At 71.6% G+C, this 15,869-nt stretch carries 14 protein-coding genes; 5 read left to right on the top strand and 9 right to left on the bottom strand.

Annotated elements, in window-relative coordinates; translation table 11 throughout:
• Positions 1-83 precede the first annotated feature (83 nt).
• From ACZ6I1_RS23735 to ACZ6I1_RS23725, 3 genes are read left to right on the top strand one after another with little or no spacing between them, the layout of a single operon-like run.
• Positions 84-491 carry an SCO4225 family membrane protein gene (locus tag ACZ6I1_RS23735; protein ID WP_469290241.1) on the top strand — a complete coding sequence of 136 codons (408 nt, stop codon included), beginning with the start codon at positions 84-86 and terminating at the stop codon, positions 489-491.
• A gap of 46 nt (positions 492-537) precedes the next feature.
• Positions 538-1,053, top strand: coding sequence for a hypothetical protein (locus ACZ6I1_RS23730; protein ID WP_469290239.1), 516 nt, complete (start codon positions 538-540; stop codon positions 1,051-1,053).
• A gap of 19 nt (positions 1,054-1,072) precedes the next feature.
• The gene (locus tag ACZ6I1_RS23725; RefSeq protein ID WP_469290238.1) at positions 1,073-2,068 is read left to right on the top strand and encodes a hypothetical protein; all 996 of its coding nucleotides are present in this window, start codon (positions 1,073-1,075) and stop codon (positions 2,066-2,068) included.
• A gap of 113 nt (positions 2,069-2,181) precedes the next feature.
• Here the strand turns inward: ACZ6I1_RS23725 and ACZ6I1_RS23720 are convergent, their stop codons facing one another.
• On the bottom strand, positions 2,182-3,123 hold the full coding sequence (locus ACZ6I1_RS23720; protein WP_469290235.1) for an NAD-dependent epimerase/dehydratase family protein: 942 nt from the start codon (positions 3,121-3,123) through the stop codon (positions 2,182-2,184).
• A gap of 136 nt (positions 3,124-3,259) precedes the next feature.
• Entirely contained in the window at positions 3,260-3,949 is a 690-nt protein-coding gene (locus tag ACZ6I1_RS23715; protein ID WP_469290233.1) for a hypothetical protein, read from the bottom strand.
• 136 nt (positions 3,950-4,085) lie between these two features.
• On the opposite strand from ACZ6I1_RS23715, the gene ACZ6I1_RS23710 reads away from it, so the two are divergent.
• Positions 4,086-4,763 carry a response regulator transcription factor gene (locus tag ACZ6I1_RS23710; protein ID WP_469290231.1) on the top strand — a complete coding sequence of 226 codons (678 nt, stop codon included), beginning with the start codon at positions 4,086-4,088 and terminating at the stop codon, positions 4,761-4,763.
• Positions 4,756-6,339: a sensor histidine kinase gene (locus ACZ6I1_RS23705; RefSeq protein WP_469290228.1), complete on the top strand. Its 1,584-nt coding sequence runs from the start codon at positions 4,756-4,758 to the stop codon at positions 6,337-6,339. The genes ACZ6I1_RS23710 and ACZ6I1_RS23705 overlap by 8 nt, the downstream gene beginning before the upstream one ends.
• On the opposite strand, the gene ACZ6I1_RS23700 is transcribed toward ACZ6I1_RS23705, so the two are convergent.
• From ACZ6I1_RS23700 to ACZ6I1_RS23670, 7 genes are all read right to left on the bottom strand, one after another.
• Positions 6,321-6,734 (bottom strand): PaaI family thioesterase, encoded by a 414-nt coding sequence (locus ACZ6I1_RS23700; RefSeq protein ID WP_469290226.1) that lies wholly within the window; start codon positions 6,732-6,734, stop codon positions 6,321-6,323. The genes ACZ6I1_RS23705 and ACZ6I1_RS23700 overlap by 19 nt on opposite strands.
• A gap of 61 nt (positions 6,735-6,795) precedes the next feature.
• A complete protein-coding gene (locus ACZ6I1_RS23695) occupies positions 6,796-8,817 on the bottom strand; it encodes an oxidoreductase (protein WP_469290225.1) in 2,022 nt (673 codons plus the stop codon).
• 189 nt (positions 8,818-9,006) lie between these two features.
• Positions 9,007-12,030, bottom strand: coding sequence for an alpha-mannosidase (locus tag ACZ6I1_RS23690; protein WP_469290223.1), 3,024 nt, complete (start codon positions 12,028-12,030; stop codon positions 9,007-9,009).
• Positions 12,031-12,061: 31 nt separating this feature from the next.
• Positions 12,062-12,883 carry a carbohydrate ABC transporter permease gene (locus ACZ6I1_RS23685; RefSeq protein ID WP_469290221.1) on the bottom strand — a complete coding sequence of 274 codons (822 nt, stop codon included), beginning with the start codon at positions 12,881-12,883 and terminating at the stop codon, positions 12,062-12,064.
• Positions 12,880-13,701, bottom strand: a complete 822-nt coding sequence (locus tag ACZ6I1_RS23680; protein WP_469290281.1) for a carbohydrate ABC transporter permease — start codon at positions 13,699-13,701, stop codon at positions 12,880-12,882. Before ACZ6I1_RS23680 ends, ACZ6I1_RS23685 begins: the two co-directional genes overlap by 4 nt.
• Before the next feature lie 62 nt (positions 13,702-13,763).
• On the bottom strand, positions 13,764-15,098 hold the full coding sequence (locus ACZ6I1_RS23675; protein ID WP_469290218.1) for an ABC transporter substrate-binding protein: 1,335 nt from the start codon (positions 15,096-15,098) through the stop codon (positions 13,764-13,766).
• Positions 15,099-15,346: 248 nt separating this feature from the next.
• Entirely contained in the window at positions 15,347-15,712 is a 366-nt protein-coding gene (locus ACZ6I1_RS23670; RefSeq protein WP_469290216.1) for a hypothetical protein, read from the bottom strand.
• Positions 15,713-15,869 lie beyond the last annotated feature (157 nt).

The following is a 15,869-nucleotide window of genomic DNA, read 5'->3' as shown; positions in this document are numbered from 1 at the left end:
GGCACCCCGGCGGGGGTGGTGCGCACGAACTGCGCACCACCCCCGCTCCACGATCACCGAACCCCCAAGGCTGGACGTCTCCCATGAAGATCCTCGAAGTGGCAGTGCCGGCCTGGCGGGAGCCGGTCTCCCGCGTGTACATGGCACTGCTCGCGGTGTGTGCGCTGTGGGCGGTGGCCGGCGGCATCGGCCTGGGCGAGGAATGGCGACTGCCGCGCTTCCTCGCGGTGGTCCTGACCATGCCGTGGATCCTGGTCGTCCACCTCTTCCTGCTGGTCACCCAGGCCGACTGGTGGCTGCTCGGCTACAGCTTCTACGCCGACTCTCCCGCCTGGCTGTTCGAACCCCTGTGGATCGTCTACTGCCTCACCGCGGGCCTGCTCAACGCCCGCCTCCTCGCGCGCTGGTCCCGAGCCGCGAAGCACCCCTGGTCGGTGCCGGTGTGCGCGCTGGTCTTCTTCGCGGCCGTGTTCACGCTCTGGCACCTCTGAGTACCACGCGGGTACGCCCCGCCCCTCCGCCACGAAAGACAATCCTTTGAACGACATACGACGCCCGCTGGGCGCGGGCCTCGCCGTGCTCGCCACCGCTGTCACCCTCACGTGCGGCATCAGCGGCGCCGCGCAAGCCCACACCGCGGCCGGCACCGTTTCGACCAACTGTGACGTCCCGTGGATCACCTGCACCCAGGGTGACCTGTGGCTGTTCTACAACAGCAAGGAACTCGCCATCCAGGACGGCAGGATCGTCTCCGCGTACGCGCTGTTCTACGGGAACGTGCACGACTACTACGGCAGCAGCGCCTACCAGGGCTCGACGCTGGTCACGTACCGGTACGTGTTCGACGGCGCCGCCAACGGCCACGGCCAGTACGTGAAGAACAACGCCGCCAGCGTGCAGAACTGCTCCATGGATGACAACTACCGCGTCTACTACAACTCCGGGTACGGCGGCACGTCCCAGTACTTCGCGAAGTCCCTCGGGTGGGACTGCACCCACACCAATCTGATCACCGCGCTGAAGAACGAAAACGCCTCCCAGCACTTCGCCTGAGAAAGAGAACAGCCGTCCCATGAAGCGCATCCCCGCCGCCGCCGTCGTCGTGGCCGCCACCGCGGTCCTCACCGGCTGCGGCACGCAGACCGTCACAGGTGGCGCCGCGGCCGCCCCGGCAGCCCTCCCCGGCCCGGCGGCCGACAAGGGCCACTGGCCCGCCGCCGCCCCCGAGCGGGGGCTGGCCAAGGGCCTGAACCTGCCGCTGGAAACCTACATGCAGGACTACGCCGACACCGTCGCCATCGCCAACGGAAAGCGCCTGCTGGCCCAGGACTGCATGAAGACCTACGGCCTCGAGGTGCAGCTCCCCGTCGCGGGGCTCAACCCCTCGCCCACCGAGAACGACGCCAACATGGAGCGCCGCTACGGCCTCACCGACCGCGAGACCGCCGCGCGGCACGGCTACGGGCTGCCCGGCCAGGACAAGCCCCGCCTCAAGCAGCCGACCGCGCAGCTCACGGCGGTCCAGGTGGAGGTGCTGACCGGCCGCAAGATGCCACCGCAGGCCGGTGACGGCAAGCAGACCCCGCCGGTGCCGATGGAGGCCCGCGAGAAGGCCCGCGACTCCTACAACGGAAAGAAGATCCACGACAAGGGCTGCGGCGGCTGGGCCGAGGATCAGCTCAACGCCCCGTCCCCGGACGAACTGACCCGCATCAGCGAGCTCAACGGCACCAGCTTCACCGAGTCGATGAAGGCCCCCGCCGTCGTCAAAGCCCTCAAGGACTGGTCGACATGCATGGACGGCAAGGGCCACCCCGGGCTGAACAGCCCGTTCGAAGCCGCGAACGGCATCCAGCACATCGAAGGACGGCCCGCCTCGAAGGAGGAAATCGACCTGGCGCTGGCAGAGGTCGACTGCAAGGCCGAGACCGGGCTGGTCGGAACCTGGTTCTCCGAAGAGTCGAGGATTCAGCAGACGATCATCGTCGAGCAGCGGCACGTGCTCGACGGCTTCAAGAGCAAGAACGAGGCGGCCGTCAGCGAGGCCGGCGAGAAGGCCGGGCACTGACCTTCCCCCGTTACGAGGGCATGGAAGCGGTCCTGCCCGGTGCGGGCTGACCCCTGGGGCCGGGATCGTTGAGGGCCGGCCCGGCTGTTGTCGCAGCCGGGCCGGCCCGTGTGTCATCCGGTGTGCGCCACCCGCTCGCGCCACCAGTCCACGGTCGCCCGGACCTGCTCGTCGAGGGGCGTGGCCCGTACCGTGAACTCCGCCTCGTAGGCGCTGGAATCGACGACGAACGGGCGGTCGAACTGGTAGCGGATCTCCTTCAGTTCGCGGAGCAGCGGGGAGAACAGCGAGGCCGCGCCCAGCACGGCCGGCGGCAGCCTGCGCACCGCGACCGGCCCCGTCCCCGCCTGGGCGGCCAGGCGGTCGACCATCTCGCGGACGGACCGCGCGGTCTCCGTCGGGACGTGCCAGGCCCGTCCCCAGGCCCGCTCCTCGGCCGCTGCCTCGGCCAACGCCCGGGCCACGTCGGGGAGATAGGTCCAGCTGTGCGGCGCGTCCGGGTTCCCGAGCGTGGAGACCGCCTTGCCGCGCAACAGCGGCGGCATGACCCGCGAGGCCAGATGGCCGCCCTCGGTGACGCCGGGCCCGAAGAAGTCCGAGGCCCGCACCTCGACCGCCCGGACGCGCCCCTGCTCGTGCAGGGTCCGCGCCTGCTCCCAGGCCGCGGCGCGCACCTGCCCCTTGGGGCCGGTCGCCGCGAGCGGCAGCCCCTCGGTCAGGGGGCCGGCCACCGGACCGTACCCGTAGAGGTTGCCCAGCATCACCAGGACGGCCCCGGTGGCCTCGGCCGCCGCGCAGGCCGCGGCGCTCAGCGGCGGCCATTCGCTCGCCCAGCGGTGGTAGGGCGGCGCGGCGCAGCCGTAGAGCGCGACCGCGCCCTTCGTGGCCTCGGTCAGCCGCTCGGGGTCCCTCGCGTCCAGCGCGACATGTTCGATCCCGGGCTCCGGGCTGCGGCCCGAGGCGGTGACGACCCTTACCTCATGGCCCTGTTCGGCGAGCAGCCGAGCAGTGGCGGCGCCGGCGGGTCCAAAACCTACAACGACATGAAAGCTCACCCGGCGCACACTAGCGCGGGGTGCGGGAGCCTTGGCGGCCGGTCCCCCGCCCGCGGCCTGGCGGGGGTTCCCTTCCCGGGAACAGCGGCGCCTGCGCGCCGCCGTACCCGGTCGTGGAGCGGCCGGACCGGCCCGACTACCGCCGGGCGACGGGGACGTTGCTGGTGACGGTACCGTCCGCGCCGGAGACCGTCACCGCGTGGCGGACTCCGTCCGGTCCGAGGACGACGGCCAGCCAGGCGCTGCCGCCGCCTTCCTGGGCGACCACGCGGATGCTCTCCACCTTGCCGCCGTCCACGGCCCCGGCCGCCTTCTCGGCCGCCGTCGCGATGGCCAGCGACGGCAGCGGCGCGGGGGCCGCCTTCACGGAGCCCCCCGGGCCGGCTTCACCGGCGCCGTGCTCCGGGTCCGCGCCCTGCATCCTCCGCATCTCCTTCAGGGCCTTCAGGTCCATGGGGTGCCGGGGATCCTTGAAGTTCTCGGGCCCGCGGAACGCGCGGTCGCCGTGCTCGCCGTGGTCGCCGTGGTCGCCGTGGTCACCGCCGTGTCCGGGGCCGCGCAGCTTGCCGCCCTCGTGGCCGGCCTCGGCCCAGGCGAAGCGGGGACCGGCCATCCGCGTGTCGTGGTGGTGGTCCACCGCCACCGCCACCGCCGTACCGCCGACGATCACCACGGCCGCGCCCAGCGCCGCCCAGCGGGCGCCCTTGCTCCGGGGCACCAGACGCCCCAGGTCCACGCGCTTGCGCTGCCGCGCACCTGCCTCCGGGGCGTTCACGGGCTGCGTGGGCTGCTCGGGCCGCTCGGACGGCGGGAAAGACTCAGACATACCGGGACTCCTCATACACAACCGGGCACGGCACCCGGCTCGTTGGAGAGCATGCTGAGCGGATGCTGAAGCCCACCTGAAGCCGGCTGAAGACCTCTTCAGCCGGCCGCGGACCGGGCCTGAGACCCTGGTCGGCATGCGCGTACTGGTGGTGGAGGACGAACGGCGGCTGGCCGTGGCCCTGCAGCGGGGCCTCCAATCGGAGGGGTTCGCCGTGGACGTGGCCCACGACGGGCTCCAAGGGCTGTGGATGGCCACCGAGCACGACTACGACCTGATCGTGCTCGACATCATGCTGCCCGGCCTGAACGGCTACCGGGTGTGCGCGCGGCTGCGCGCCGCCGGGAACGAGTCCGGGATCCTGATGCTCACGGCCAAGGACGGCGAGTACGACGAGGCGGAGGCCTTGGACACCGGCGCCGACGACTTCCTGTCCAAGCCCTTCTCCTACCTCGTCCTGGTCGCCCGATTGCGCGCGCTGGCCCGGCGCACGGGCCGCCGCGGCCCGCAGATCATGCGTTTCGGGGATCTGGTGCTGGACCCGGCCCGGCACAGCTGCTCCCGCGGTGACACCGAGATCCGGCTGACGGCACGGGAGTTCGCGGTCCTGGAGTACCTGGCCCGGCGCCCCGGGGAGGTGGTGCCCAAGCGGGAGATACTGGAACAGGTGTGGGACATCGCCTTCGCCGGCGATCCCAACGTGGTCGAGGTCCACATCAGCGCCGTGCGCCGCAAGATCGACGCGCCGTTCGGCCGCGCCGCCCTGGAGACGGTGCGCGGCGCGGGCTACCGGCTGGCGGTGGACGGTGGCTGAGCCCGCACTCCCCCGCCGCCGGTTCCCGCACCTGGACGGCCTGCGACAGCTGCACGGCCCGCGCTACCTGCGCCGCGGCCTGCGCGGCCTGCGACACCTGCGCGGCCTGCGACACCTGCTTCAGCGCTCTCCGCTGCGCCGCCTGTGGCCCACGACCGTCCGGGCCCGCGCCACGGTCGGCGCGGTCGCGGTCGTCGCCGCGGCCCTGACGCTGGCCTCCTTCGCCCTCCTCGGGCTGCTGGAGGCCAACCTGCTGCGCAATGCCGAGCGCGACGCCGCGCGGCATGCCGAGACCGTCGCGCGGCTGGCGGCCTCCGGGGAGCTCGAGACGATGCGGCCGAACCTGCACGGCGTCGAATTCGTCCAGGTCGTCAACGCCCGCGGCCGGGTCCTGCGCGCCTACCCGAACCTGGCCGGGGACTTCCCGCTCGCCCCCGTCAAACCCCTGCGCCCCGGGAGGGAGTCCCACACCTGGCAGAGCGGCCCGCTCGGCGGGGAGCACCGCCAGCGGGTCGTGCAGGTGACCACCGAGACCCCGCAGGGCATGGTCACCGTCTTCGTGGGGACCTCACTGCGCGATGTGGACGCGGCCGACGACACCACCGCCGCCGCGCTCGCGGTCGGCGGCCCGCTGCTCCTCGCCACCGTCGCCTTCGTCACCTGGCGGGTCACCGGCCGGGCGCTCGCACCGGTCGAGGCGATCCGCGCCGAGGTCGCCGGGATCAGCGACCGGGACCTGCACCGCCGGGTCCCCGTACCGCCCACCCAGGACGAGGTGGCCCGCCTGGCGCAGACGATGAACACCACCCTGGACCGGCTGGAGTCCGCCGGGATCCGTCAGCGCCAGTTCATCGCGGACGCCTCCCACGAACTGCGCAGCCCCCTCACGGTGCTGCGCACCCAGCTGGAGGTGGCCCTGGCCGTCCGGGACCCGGAACTGTGGCCGGAACTGATCAGTGGCGCGCTCCAGGACACCGAGCGGCTCCAGCAGCTCTGCTCCGACCTCCTGCTGCTCGCCCGGATCGACGCCTCCCAGCCGATGGCCTCGGTCCGGCTGGACCTGGGCGCCGTGGTCCGGGGCGCCGTGGAGGCACGCCTCGGGGACCGCGTACCCGTGCGCACGGAGCTGGCGGCCGGCATCCGGGTGGAGGGCAGCGAACTGTGGCTGGCCCGGGTGGTCACCAACCTGCTCGACAACGCCCAGCGGTTCGCCGCCCGGCGGGTGGACGTCGTCCTGCGCGCCACCGGTGGACCGTACGGACCGACCGCCGTGCTGGAGGTGACCGACGACGGCCCCGGCATCCCGAACGGCGACCGGGAGCGGGTCTTCGAGCGCTTCACCCGCCTCGACGACGCCCGCAGCCGCGACCACGGCGGGGCCGGCCTGGGCCTCGCCATAGCGCGGGACCTGACCGCCCACCACGGCGGCACCCTCACCGCCGAGGACTCCCCGCGGGGAGCCCGGCTGGTGGTCCGGCTGCCGGTGGCGGACGGGACCAAGGACGGGACCAAGGAATGGACCAGGGACGGGACCCCGGGCGGGGCCGCGGAAGGGGCTCAGCCCAGCAGGGCGTAGACCGTGGAGGCGGTGGCGGCCGGCTCCGCGGCTCCCTCGGGGGTCATGGTGATGTCGGCGAAGGCCATCCGCCGGCCGAGCTTGGTGACCTGTACGCGGATCAGGACGTCGGCGCCGGTCACCGGGCGCTGGAAGCTCGTCGACTGCTGGACCGTGGTCATCGGCCCGTACGCGCCGCGCGCGCTGGAGATCGCGATGACGGTGGCGGTGTCGGCGGCCGCCATCAGTGCCTGGCCGGAGAGGCCGCCGCCGTCCCGGGCCAGGGTGTCGGACCAGGGCAGCCGCAGCACGGCGTGCCGTTCGCCGGTCTCCTGGACGCTCAGGCCCAGGGCGAGCACCCAGGGGGCGAAGTTGTCGGCGAGGATCTTGTCTGCGTCTGCGGGTGAGAACGTCACCGGGAGATTGTGGCGGCCCGGCCGGACCACCACAATCCCTTTCGTTCGGACGGTTCAGGTGCTAAAGGCTTGCGGCCAGTTCGGTGCCCTGGCGGATGGCCCGCTTGGCGTCGAGTTCGGCGGCCACGTCGGCTCCGCCGATCAGGTGCGCCTCGACACCGGCCGCGCGCAGCGCCTCGTACAGGTCGCGGCGCGGCTCCTGCCCGGTGCACAGGACGACGGTGTCGGCGGGTACGAGACGCTGCTCGCCGTCGACGGTGATGTGCAGGCCCTCGTCGTCGATGCGGTCGTACGCGGCCCCCGCGACGGAGACCACCCCGCGGTGCTTGAGCTCCGCCCGGTGGATCCAGCCCGTGGTGGTGCCGAGGCCTGCGCCGACCTTGGTCGCCTTGCGCTGGAGCAGGTGGACCTGGCGCGGCGGTGCGGGGCGCTCGGCGGCGGTGAGTCCGCCGGGGCCGGTGTACGAGGTGTCCACGCCCCAGTGGCGGAAGTAGACGGCCGGGTCCTGGGAGGCGCCCTCGCCGCTGTCGGTGAGGTACTCGGCGACGTCGAAGCCGATGCCGCCGGCGCCGACGACGGCGACACGCTCACCGACGGGGGCGCCGTCGCGCAGCACGTCGAGGTAGCCGACGACATTGGCGTGGTCGACGCCCTCGATGTCCGGGGTGCGGGGGGTGACTCCGGTGGCGACGACGACCTCGTCGTAGTCCTTAAGCGTCTCCACGTCGGCGCGGGTGTTCAGGCGGACCTCCACCCCGCTCTCCTCGAGCTGGTGGCCGTAGTAGCGGATGGTCTCCTCGAACTCCTCCTTGCCGGGGATGCGGCGGGCGATGTCGAGCTGGCCGCCGATGTGGCCGGAGGCCTCGAAGAGGGTGACGACGTGGCCGCGGCCGGCGGCGGACACCGCGCAGGCGAGTCCGGCCGGACCGGCGCCGACCACGGCGACGCGCTTCTTCAGCTGCGTCGGGGAGAGCACGAGCTCGGTCTCGTGGCAGGCGCGGGGGTTGACCAGGCAGCTGGTGATCTTGCCGCTGAAGGTGTGGTCGAGGCAGGCCTGGTTGCAGCCGATGCAGGTGTTGATGGCCTCCGGGCGGCCGGCCGCGGCCTTGGCGACGAAGTCGGCGTCGGCGAGGAAGGGCCGGGCCAGCGACACCAGGTCGGCGCGGCCGTCGGCGAGCAACTCCTCGGCGATCTCCGGGGTGTTGATGCGGTTGCTGGTGACGAGCGGGACGGACACCGCGCCCATCAGCCGCTTGGTGACCCAGGTGTAGGCGCCGCGAGGGACGGAGGTGGCGATGGTGGGGATGCGGGCCTCGTGCCAGCCGATGCCGGTGTTGATGAGGGTGGCGCCGGCCGCCTCGATCTCCTTGGCGAGGCGCACGACCTCGTCGAGGGTGGAGCCGCCGGGGATCAGGTCGAGCATGGAGAGGCGGTAGATGACGATGAAGTCCTCGCCGACGGCCTCGCGGGTGCGCCGGACGATCTCCAGCGGGAAGCGCACGCGGTTCTCGTACGCGCCGCCCCACCGGTCGGTGCGCTTGTTGGTCGCGGCGGCGATGAACTCGTTGATCAGGTAGCCCTCGGAGCCCATGATCTCGACGCCGTCGTAGCCGGCGAGCTTCGCGAGGCGGGCGGCGCGGACGAAGTCCTCGACGGTCCGCTCGACCTCTGTGTCGGTGAGCTCGTTCGGCACGAAGGGGCTGATGGGGGCCTGGAGGGCGCTGGGGGCGACCAGGTCCTTGTGGTAGGCGTACCGGCCGAAGTGGAGGATCTGCATCGCGATCTTCCCGCCTTCGGCGTGCACCGCCTCGGTGATCACCCGGTGCTCGGCGGCCTCGTCCTCGGTGGTGAGGCGGGAGCCGCCCTCGAAGGGGCGGCCGGCGTCGTTCGGGGCGATGCCGCCGGTGACGATGAGGCCGGCGCCGCCGCGGGCGCGCTCGGCGTAGAAGGCGGCGAGGCGCTCGAAGCCGCCCTGGTGCTCTTCGAGACCGGTGTGCATCGAGCCCATGATCACGCGGTTCGGCAGCGTGGTGAATCCGAGGTCCAGCGGGCTCAGCAGGTGCGGGTACCGGCTCTGGGACATGGGGGGCGCCTCCTCGCGCGGGGGTGATGGACCTGTTCTAGCGAGGGCGGCCCGGTTTTGCAACTAGGTGCAAAACCGGGTGGGGGCCGTCCTCCCCGGTTTTCGGGGGAGGACGGCCCCTCTTGTGGCGGAGTTCACTGCCGCGACCGCACCGGCGCGGGGCGGGCGGGGCGGCGACCGGCCCGGCCCTCAGGCCCGCCGGAGGCGCAGCGTGAGGATCTGGAACGGGCGCAGGGTGAGGGTGAGCGTGCCGGCCGGGGTGAGGGGGCCGGCCCCCGATCCGGACAGGGGGCGCTCGAGGAGGTCGCTCTCGACTGCCGCCGTGACCGGGAACCCGGGCGCCAGGGTGGCCGTGGCGCGGCCGCCGCGGGACTCGTACAGGCGGACGATCACGTCGCCGCCGCGGTCCTCGGCGAGTTTGACCGCCTCGACGACCACCGCGTCGTTGTCCACGGCCAGCAGCGGGGCGACCGGGCCCGCGCCGGGCACCACCCGCTCCGGCAGGTTGAACGCGTGGCCCTCGCGGACCGCGTCGCCGATCCCGGCGCCCGGCGCCAGCGCGAACCGCAGGGTGTGGGCGCCCTGGTCGGTCTCCGGGTCGGGATAGCGCGGCGCGCGCAGCAGGGAGAGCCGGACCGTGGTGGTCTGGCCGCCGTCGGGCCGCATGTCGCGGGTCACGTCGTGCCCGTAGGTGGACTCGTTGAGCAGGGCGACGCCCCAGCCGGGCTCCTCCGCGTGGATCCAGCGGTGAGCGCAGATCTCGAATTGGGCGGCCTCCCAGGAGGTGTTGGTGTGGGTGGCCCGGTAGACGTGCCCGAACTGGGTTTCCGAGGCGGTCCGTTCGGCCTTGACGTCCAGCGGGAAGGCCGCCTTGAGGATCTTCTCCGTCTCGTGCCAGTCCACTTCCGTGGCGATGTCCAGCGTCTTGGGCCCGGACCGCAGGGTGAGCGACTGCACCGCCGTCGAGGAGCCGAAGGAGCGGGTGACCCGGACGGTGACGGCCGACGGGCCGCTCTCGGCGACCTCCATGGCGTCCAGGGCGACGAGGTCGGTGACCTTGTTGCGGTAGAACGCGTCGATGTCCCAGGCGTCCCACATGTTCGGGAAGTCGGGGTGGATCTGGAGCAGGTTCGCCGCGCCGCCCGGCGCGACCGCCTCGCGGCCCGCCTCCAGGTCGTACGCGGAGACCACCAGCCCGCGGGCGTCGATCTCCACCAGCAGCCGGCCGTTGGCCAGGACGTGGCCGCCGCCGTGCCGCTCCTCCACCGTCACCAGCTGCCCCGGCCCGGCCGGGACGCCCGCGCCGCCGGCCGGGATGCCGCGCCGGGTGTGCGGGGCGCAGTTGAAGACCAGCTCCTGCCCGCCCGGTCCCGCCAGTGCCGTCTGCGCGGCCAGGGTGATCCCCTCCAGTTCCTCGCGCACCGACCGGTACGTCTCGCGCGCCTCGCGGTGCACCCAGGCGATGGAGGAGCCGGGCAGGATGTCGTGGAACTGGTGCAGCAGCACCGTCTTCCAGATCCGTTCGAGGTCCTCGTACGGGTAGGCGTACGCCGGCACCCGTACCGCGGCGGTGGCCGCCCACAGCTCGGCCTCGCGCAGCAGTGATTCGCTGTGCCGGTTGCCCTGCTTGGTCTTGGCCTGGGAGGTGTACGTGCCGCGGTGCAGCTCCAGGTAGAGCTCGCCGGCCCAGACGGGCGCGTCCGCGTACTCGGCGTAGGCCTTCTCGAAGAAGGCGTCCGGCCGCTCGACCTCGACCCGCGGGGAGCCTTCGAGGTTCCGCTGGCGCTTGGCGCGGGCCAGGTGTTCGCGGGTGGGGCCGCCGCCGCCGTCGCCCCACCCGAAGGGCACCAGCGAGCGCGAACCGCGGCCCTTCTCCCGGTAGTTGCGGGCGGCGTGCGCCAGCTGGGCGCCGCCCAGGTCGGAGTTGTAGGTGTCGACGGGCGGGAAGTGGGTGAAGACGCGGGTTCCGTCGATGCCCTCCCACCAGAAGGTGTGGTGGGGGAAGCGGTTGACCTGGGACCAGCAGATCTTCTGGGTCAGGAACCACGTGGAGCCGGAGAGCTTGACGATCTGCGGCATCGCGGCGGTGTAGCCGAAGGAGTCGGGCAGCCAGACGCCCCGGGTCTCGATGCCGAACTCGTCCAGGAAGAACTTCTTGCCGTAGAGGAACTGGCGGGCCATGGCCTCGCCGCCGACCATGTTGGTGTCGGACTCCACCCACATCCCGCCGACCGGCACGAACTGCCCGTCCGCGATCTTCTTCTTGATCCTCTCGAAGAGCTCGGGCCGGTACGTCTTGATCCAGTCGAGCTGCTGCGCCTGCGACATGGCGAAGACGAACTCGGGGTGCTCGTCCATCAGGCTGACCATGTTGGAGGAGGTACGGGCGACCTTGCGGACCGTCTCGCGCAGCGGCCACAGCCACGCGGAGTCGATGTGCGCGTGGCCCACCGCGCTGATCCGGTGTGCGGAGGCGTGGGCGGGGGCGGTGAGCACGCCGGTCAGGCACGCGCGGGCGGCGGCCGCGGTGCCGGGCACGTCGCCGAGGTCCACGGCGTCCAGCGCCGCCTCGACGGCGCGCAGGATGTCGTACCGCCGGGCGTCCCGGGTGTCGAGCTGGGTCATCAGGTCGTGGAGGACCTCCAGGTCCTGGACCAGTTCCCAGACCTCGGTCTCGAAGACGGTGAGGTCCATCCGGGCGATCCGGTAGAGGGGCTGGTCGCCGCTGGTCCGCTTGTCGCCCTCGTAGGTGGCCGTGTGCTCGACGAGGACCGGGTTGGAGGCGGCCTCGACGTACCACTCGACGCGCTCGCCGCCCTCGGCCCGGTCGGCGACGCGCACCCAGTCGTTGTACGGGTTCAGCGCCTTGACCTCGCTTCCGTCGGCCCGGTGGACCAGTCCCTCGCACTGGAAGCCGGGCATCATCCGGTCGAAGCCCAGGTCGAGGACGGCCTCCACCGTACGGCCCGCCCAGTCGGCCGGGACGGTCCCGGTGATCTTGAACCAGGTGGTGCCCCAGGCCGGGCCCCACGGCTCGCCGACCGTGCAGGGCTCGTACGGCGCGGCCAGGCCCCGGGCGACGGGGACGGGCTCGCCCGGGGCCTCCCAGCGGGCGAGGGTCAGTGGGACCGGACGGGAGTGCACGGCGGGCTTGATGCGCTCCTTCAGGACCCGGCGGAGGCGGTGTTCGGTGATGCTGCGGTCGTCGTGCATGACGGCTGCTCCAGGAGGCAGAGGGGTCGGGTCAGGTTTTGACGGCTCCCTCTCCGACGCCCTTGAAGAAGAAACGCTGGAGGGCGAAGAAGAGGAGCATCATCGGGAGGAGCGCGGCCATGGCTCCCGCGGCGATGAGCCGCTGGTCGTTGACGGTGGTGGCGCCGGCCAGGGTCTTCAGGCCGAGCTGGAGGGTGTAGTGCTCGCTGTTGGTGAGGACCAGCAGGGGCCACAGGAAGTCGTCCCAGGCGCCCATGAAGCTGGTGATGCACACGACGGCCAGTGATCCCTTGGCGGCGGGGAGGAACACCCGGGTGAAGCGGGCCCACTCACCGGCGCCGTCCAGGATCGCGGCTTCCTCCACCTCCTTGGGTACGGAAAGGAACGACGCCCGCATGATCATGATGTTGAGGACGGAGACGGCGCCGGGCAGCCACACGCCGACGAGGGTGTCGACCAGGCCCATCTCGCGGACCGTGAGGAACATCGAGATCATCACGGACTCGAAGGGGAACATCAGGGTCGCCACGAGCACGGTGAAGACGGCCTTGCGGCCCTTCCAGCCGGGCCGGGACAGGGCGTAGCCTCCCATCGCCGCGAAGAGCAGGTTCGAGGCGACGGCGAGGGCGGCCACGACGAGGGTGTTGCCGACGTACTGGAGCAGCGGGAAGGACTCGGCGACGCGCACGTAGTTGTCGAGGGTGGGCTGCGAGGGCAGTGCGCCGTCGTAGACGTTCTCGGTGCGGCCGCGGATCGAGGTCAGGAACTGCCAGACGATCGGGCCCAGCATGATCACGAGGATCAGCAGCAGCGTGGCGTACCGGCCGGCGAGACCGGTCCAGGGGCGCCTCACGTCTCGTCCCCCTTCGTCAGGCGGCGGCCGAGCAGGCTGAAGACGAGCGTCAGGAGGAACAGCAGGAGGGAGATGGCGGAGGCGTATCCGGTCTCGCCGGAGAAGCCGAGGCCGACCTGGCGGATGAGGAAGGGCAGGGTGCGTGCGCCGCCGCCGGGGCCGCCGCTCTCGCCGCCGAGGATGTAGATCTCGGTGAAGACGCGCAGCGCCGAGATGGCGGAGAGGGTCCCGACCAGCAGCATCATCGGTTTCACCTGGGGGACGGTGATGCTGAAGAAGCGCCGGACGGGGCCGGCGCCGTCGAGGGCGGCGGCCTCGTAGAGGGAGGCGGGGACGTTCCCGAGGGCCGCGAGGTAGAAGACCATGTAGTAGCCGAGGCCCTTCCACACGGTCACGATCATGGCGGAGACCAGCAGCATCGTGCTGTCGGTCAGGAACGGGACCGGTTCGGAGACGATGTGCAGCTGCCGGAAGACGGTGTTGACGAGTCCGTCGCTCCGCAGCACCCACTGCCAGATGAGGCCGACGACCACGGCGGAGGCGATCACCGGGGTGTAGAAGGCGGAGCGGAAGAAGCCGATGCCGGGGACCTTGGTCCGTACGAGGACGGCCAGCGCCAGCGGCAGCAGCACCAGGCAGGGCACGACGACGGCGAGGTACAGCACGCTGTTGCCGGTCGCGGTCCAGAAGTCGGGGTCGGCGAAGGCGCGGGTGTAGTTGGCGAAGCCGACGAAGGTGCCGCCGCGCAGGATCCGGGCGTCGGTGAAGGAGAGGATGACGGTGTTGACGAAAGGCCAGAGACTGAACAGCGCCACCATCAGCAGGCCGGGGGCGAGGAAGAGGTACGGGGCCCACCGGGCGCGGTGGCGCACCGCGCGGGTCACTTCCGGGCCGCGTCGGCGAGCAGCTTGTTGGCTTCCTCCTGGGCCTTCCTGACCGCTGTTAGGGGGTCCTGTTCGCCCTTGATGGCCTTCTGCATCTCGCGGACGACGGCGTCGCCGACCTGGCTGGTCCACTGGACGGGGGTGTTGGCGTCGAGTTCGGCCGTCTTCAGCTGCTCGGCGCCGATCGCGCGGGCGAGGGTCTCGGCGTCCTTGCCGTCGCCCTTGTCCGCGAAGTACGGGTCGGCGAGGCCCCGGGCGTTGGACGGGTAGATGGTGGCCTTCTTGGAGAACGCCACCTGGTTGGGGCCGTTGGTGACCCATTTGGCGAACTCGGTCGCCGCGTCCAGGTGTTTGGTGTCCTTCTTGATGCCGAGGGACTGGGCGTAGATGCCGATGTGGCCGAGGGTGCCCGTGACGGCGCCGGCGACGTGGGTGTTCGCATAGACCTGCGGGGCGTTCTGCTTGATGTCCTTGACGAACCCCGGGGAGCCGGGGCCGAAGACGAGCTTCCCGCCGCCGTACAGCTGGTTGATGTCGTCGGACGTGAGGAGGGACTCCTTGGGCATCGCGCCCTTGGCGTAGAGGTCCTTCATCCGCTCCACCCACGCGACGGCCCGGTCGGTGTCGAAGGTGAACCGCTCCCCCTTCGCGTCGAGGATCGGGACGCCCATCTTCTGCCAGTCGCCGGGGAGCCGGCCCTTGGGGTCGGCCATGAACGCGGCGTAGCGGCCGCCGGACGTGGCGGCGATCCGCTCGGCGTAGTCGAAGAACTGCTCCACGCTGGCCGGCGGCTTGGCCGGGTCCAGGCCGGCCTTGACGAAGAGTTCCTTGTTGTAGGTGAGGATTTCCGGGGTCACGTACCAGGGGTAGGCGTACACGCCGTCGCCCTTGCCCGGGAGCTTGAACTGCTCCCAGGCGCCCGGCACGTACTCCTCGGCCAGCGCGCCGTCGAGCTTGGCCACGTCGGCGAGCATGCCCCGGTCGCCGAGGAGCTGGAAGGAGTCGGTGGACAGGTTGACCACGTCCGGCAGGGCTCCGGCCTGGGCGTCGGCGACGAGCTTCTCGTTGTAGCCGTCGCCGGGGACGTCCTCCCACGTGACCTTCGCGTCGGGGTGCGCGGCCTCGAACCCGTCGATGACGCCCTGTACGTACGCCGTGAACGCGGGCTTTAACTGGAGTGTGCGGAAGGTGATCTCACCCGCCACTCTGCCCGTCTTCTCGGCCTCCTCCACCTCCCCCGAGCCACCGCTCAGCCCGCATCCGCCGGTCGTGAGGAGGGCGCCGGCCACCAGCAGGGCAACGGCCGTACGGGTCGGGTTCGAACGGGTCATCGTCGCCGCCTTCGCAGAAGTCCGGCCTCATTGCCGGAGGCGGAGCCCACGGTCGTCGGGATTCAAGAGCTCGTCAATGAGGCAGGATCCCCGGTGGCCGGTGAGGCCCTGGTGCGGAATGCCGCGGCAGTGGTACCGGGTCCCCGAAAGGCCCGTGCGGAGCCCATCGCGACCTGCGCTAATGCGCTTTAGCCCCAAGGCGGTTGACGGTGATATCGATTCGATAACGAAGCCGGAACTAATGCGGTTTACTTCATCGGATACTCGGTCTTCTCCACGAGCTTGCCGTCCTTGAAGCAGAACCTGAGCACGGTCTCCTTGCCGTTCTTGGGGTCGCCGCTGGATATGTACCAGGAGCAGGCGCTGCCCTCGGGCTCGGCCGGGCCGCCGTCCTTGAGGGCGCTCTTGACGAAGGAGTCGCCGGACGGGAGCTTGGCGCGGACCTCGCTCTCCGCGTCGCCGGTCTTCACCGCCCCGTAGACCTCGGGGTCGACCAGGGTCTTGTCGGCCATGTCGAGGACCTTCCCCATGCCGAACACCGCCAGCACGGCGAGGCCCACCCCCAGCACCAGCGCCACCCCGCAGCCGATCAGACAACCCTTGCGCTGTGCCACGCCCGTTCCTCCGTGTCGTGTGTGTCCGTGTCGTTCCGTGTCCGGCGGCGGTCGTCCGCCCGGACACTCCGACCTTCGCAGACGGCGGGGGCCGGGGCTGTCCTCGAAAGTCGTCGGCTGCCGCGACGATCGTCGTTCGAGGTCAGGCCCGGAAGGC

This window comes from Streptomyces sp. NPDC046303, assembly GCF_055588085.1.
This window is presented reverse-complemented; position numbering and strand designations above follow the sequence as displayed.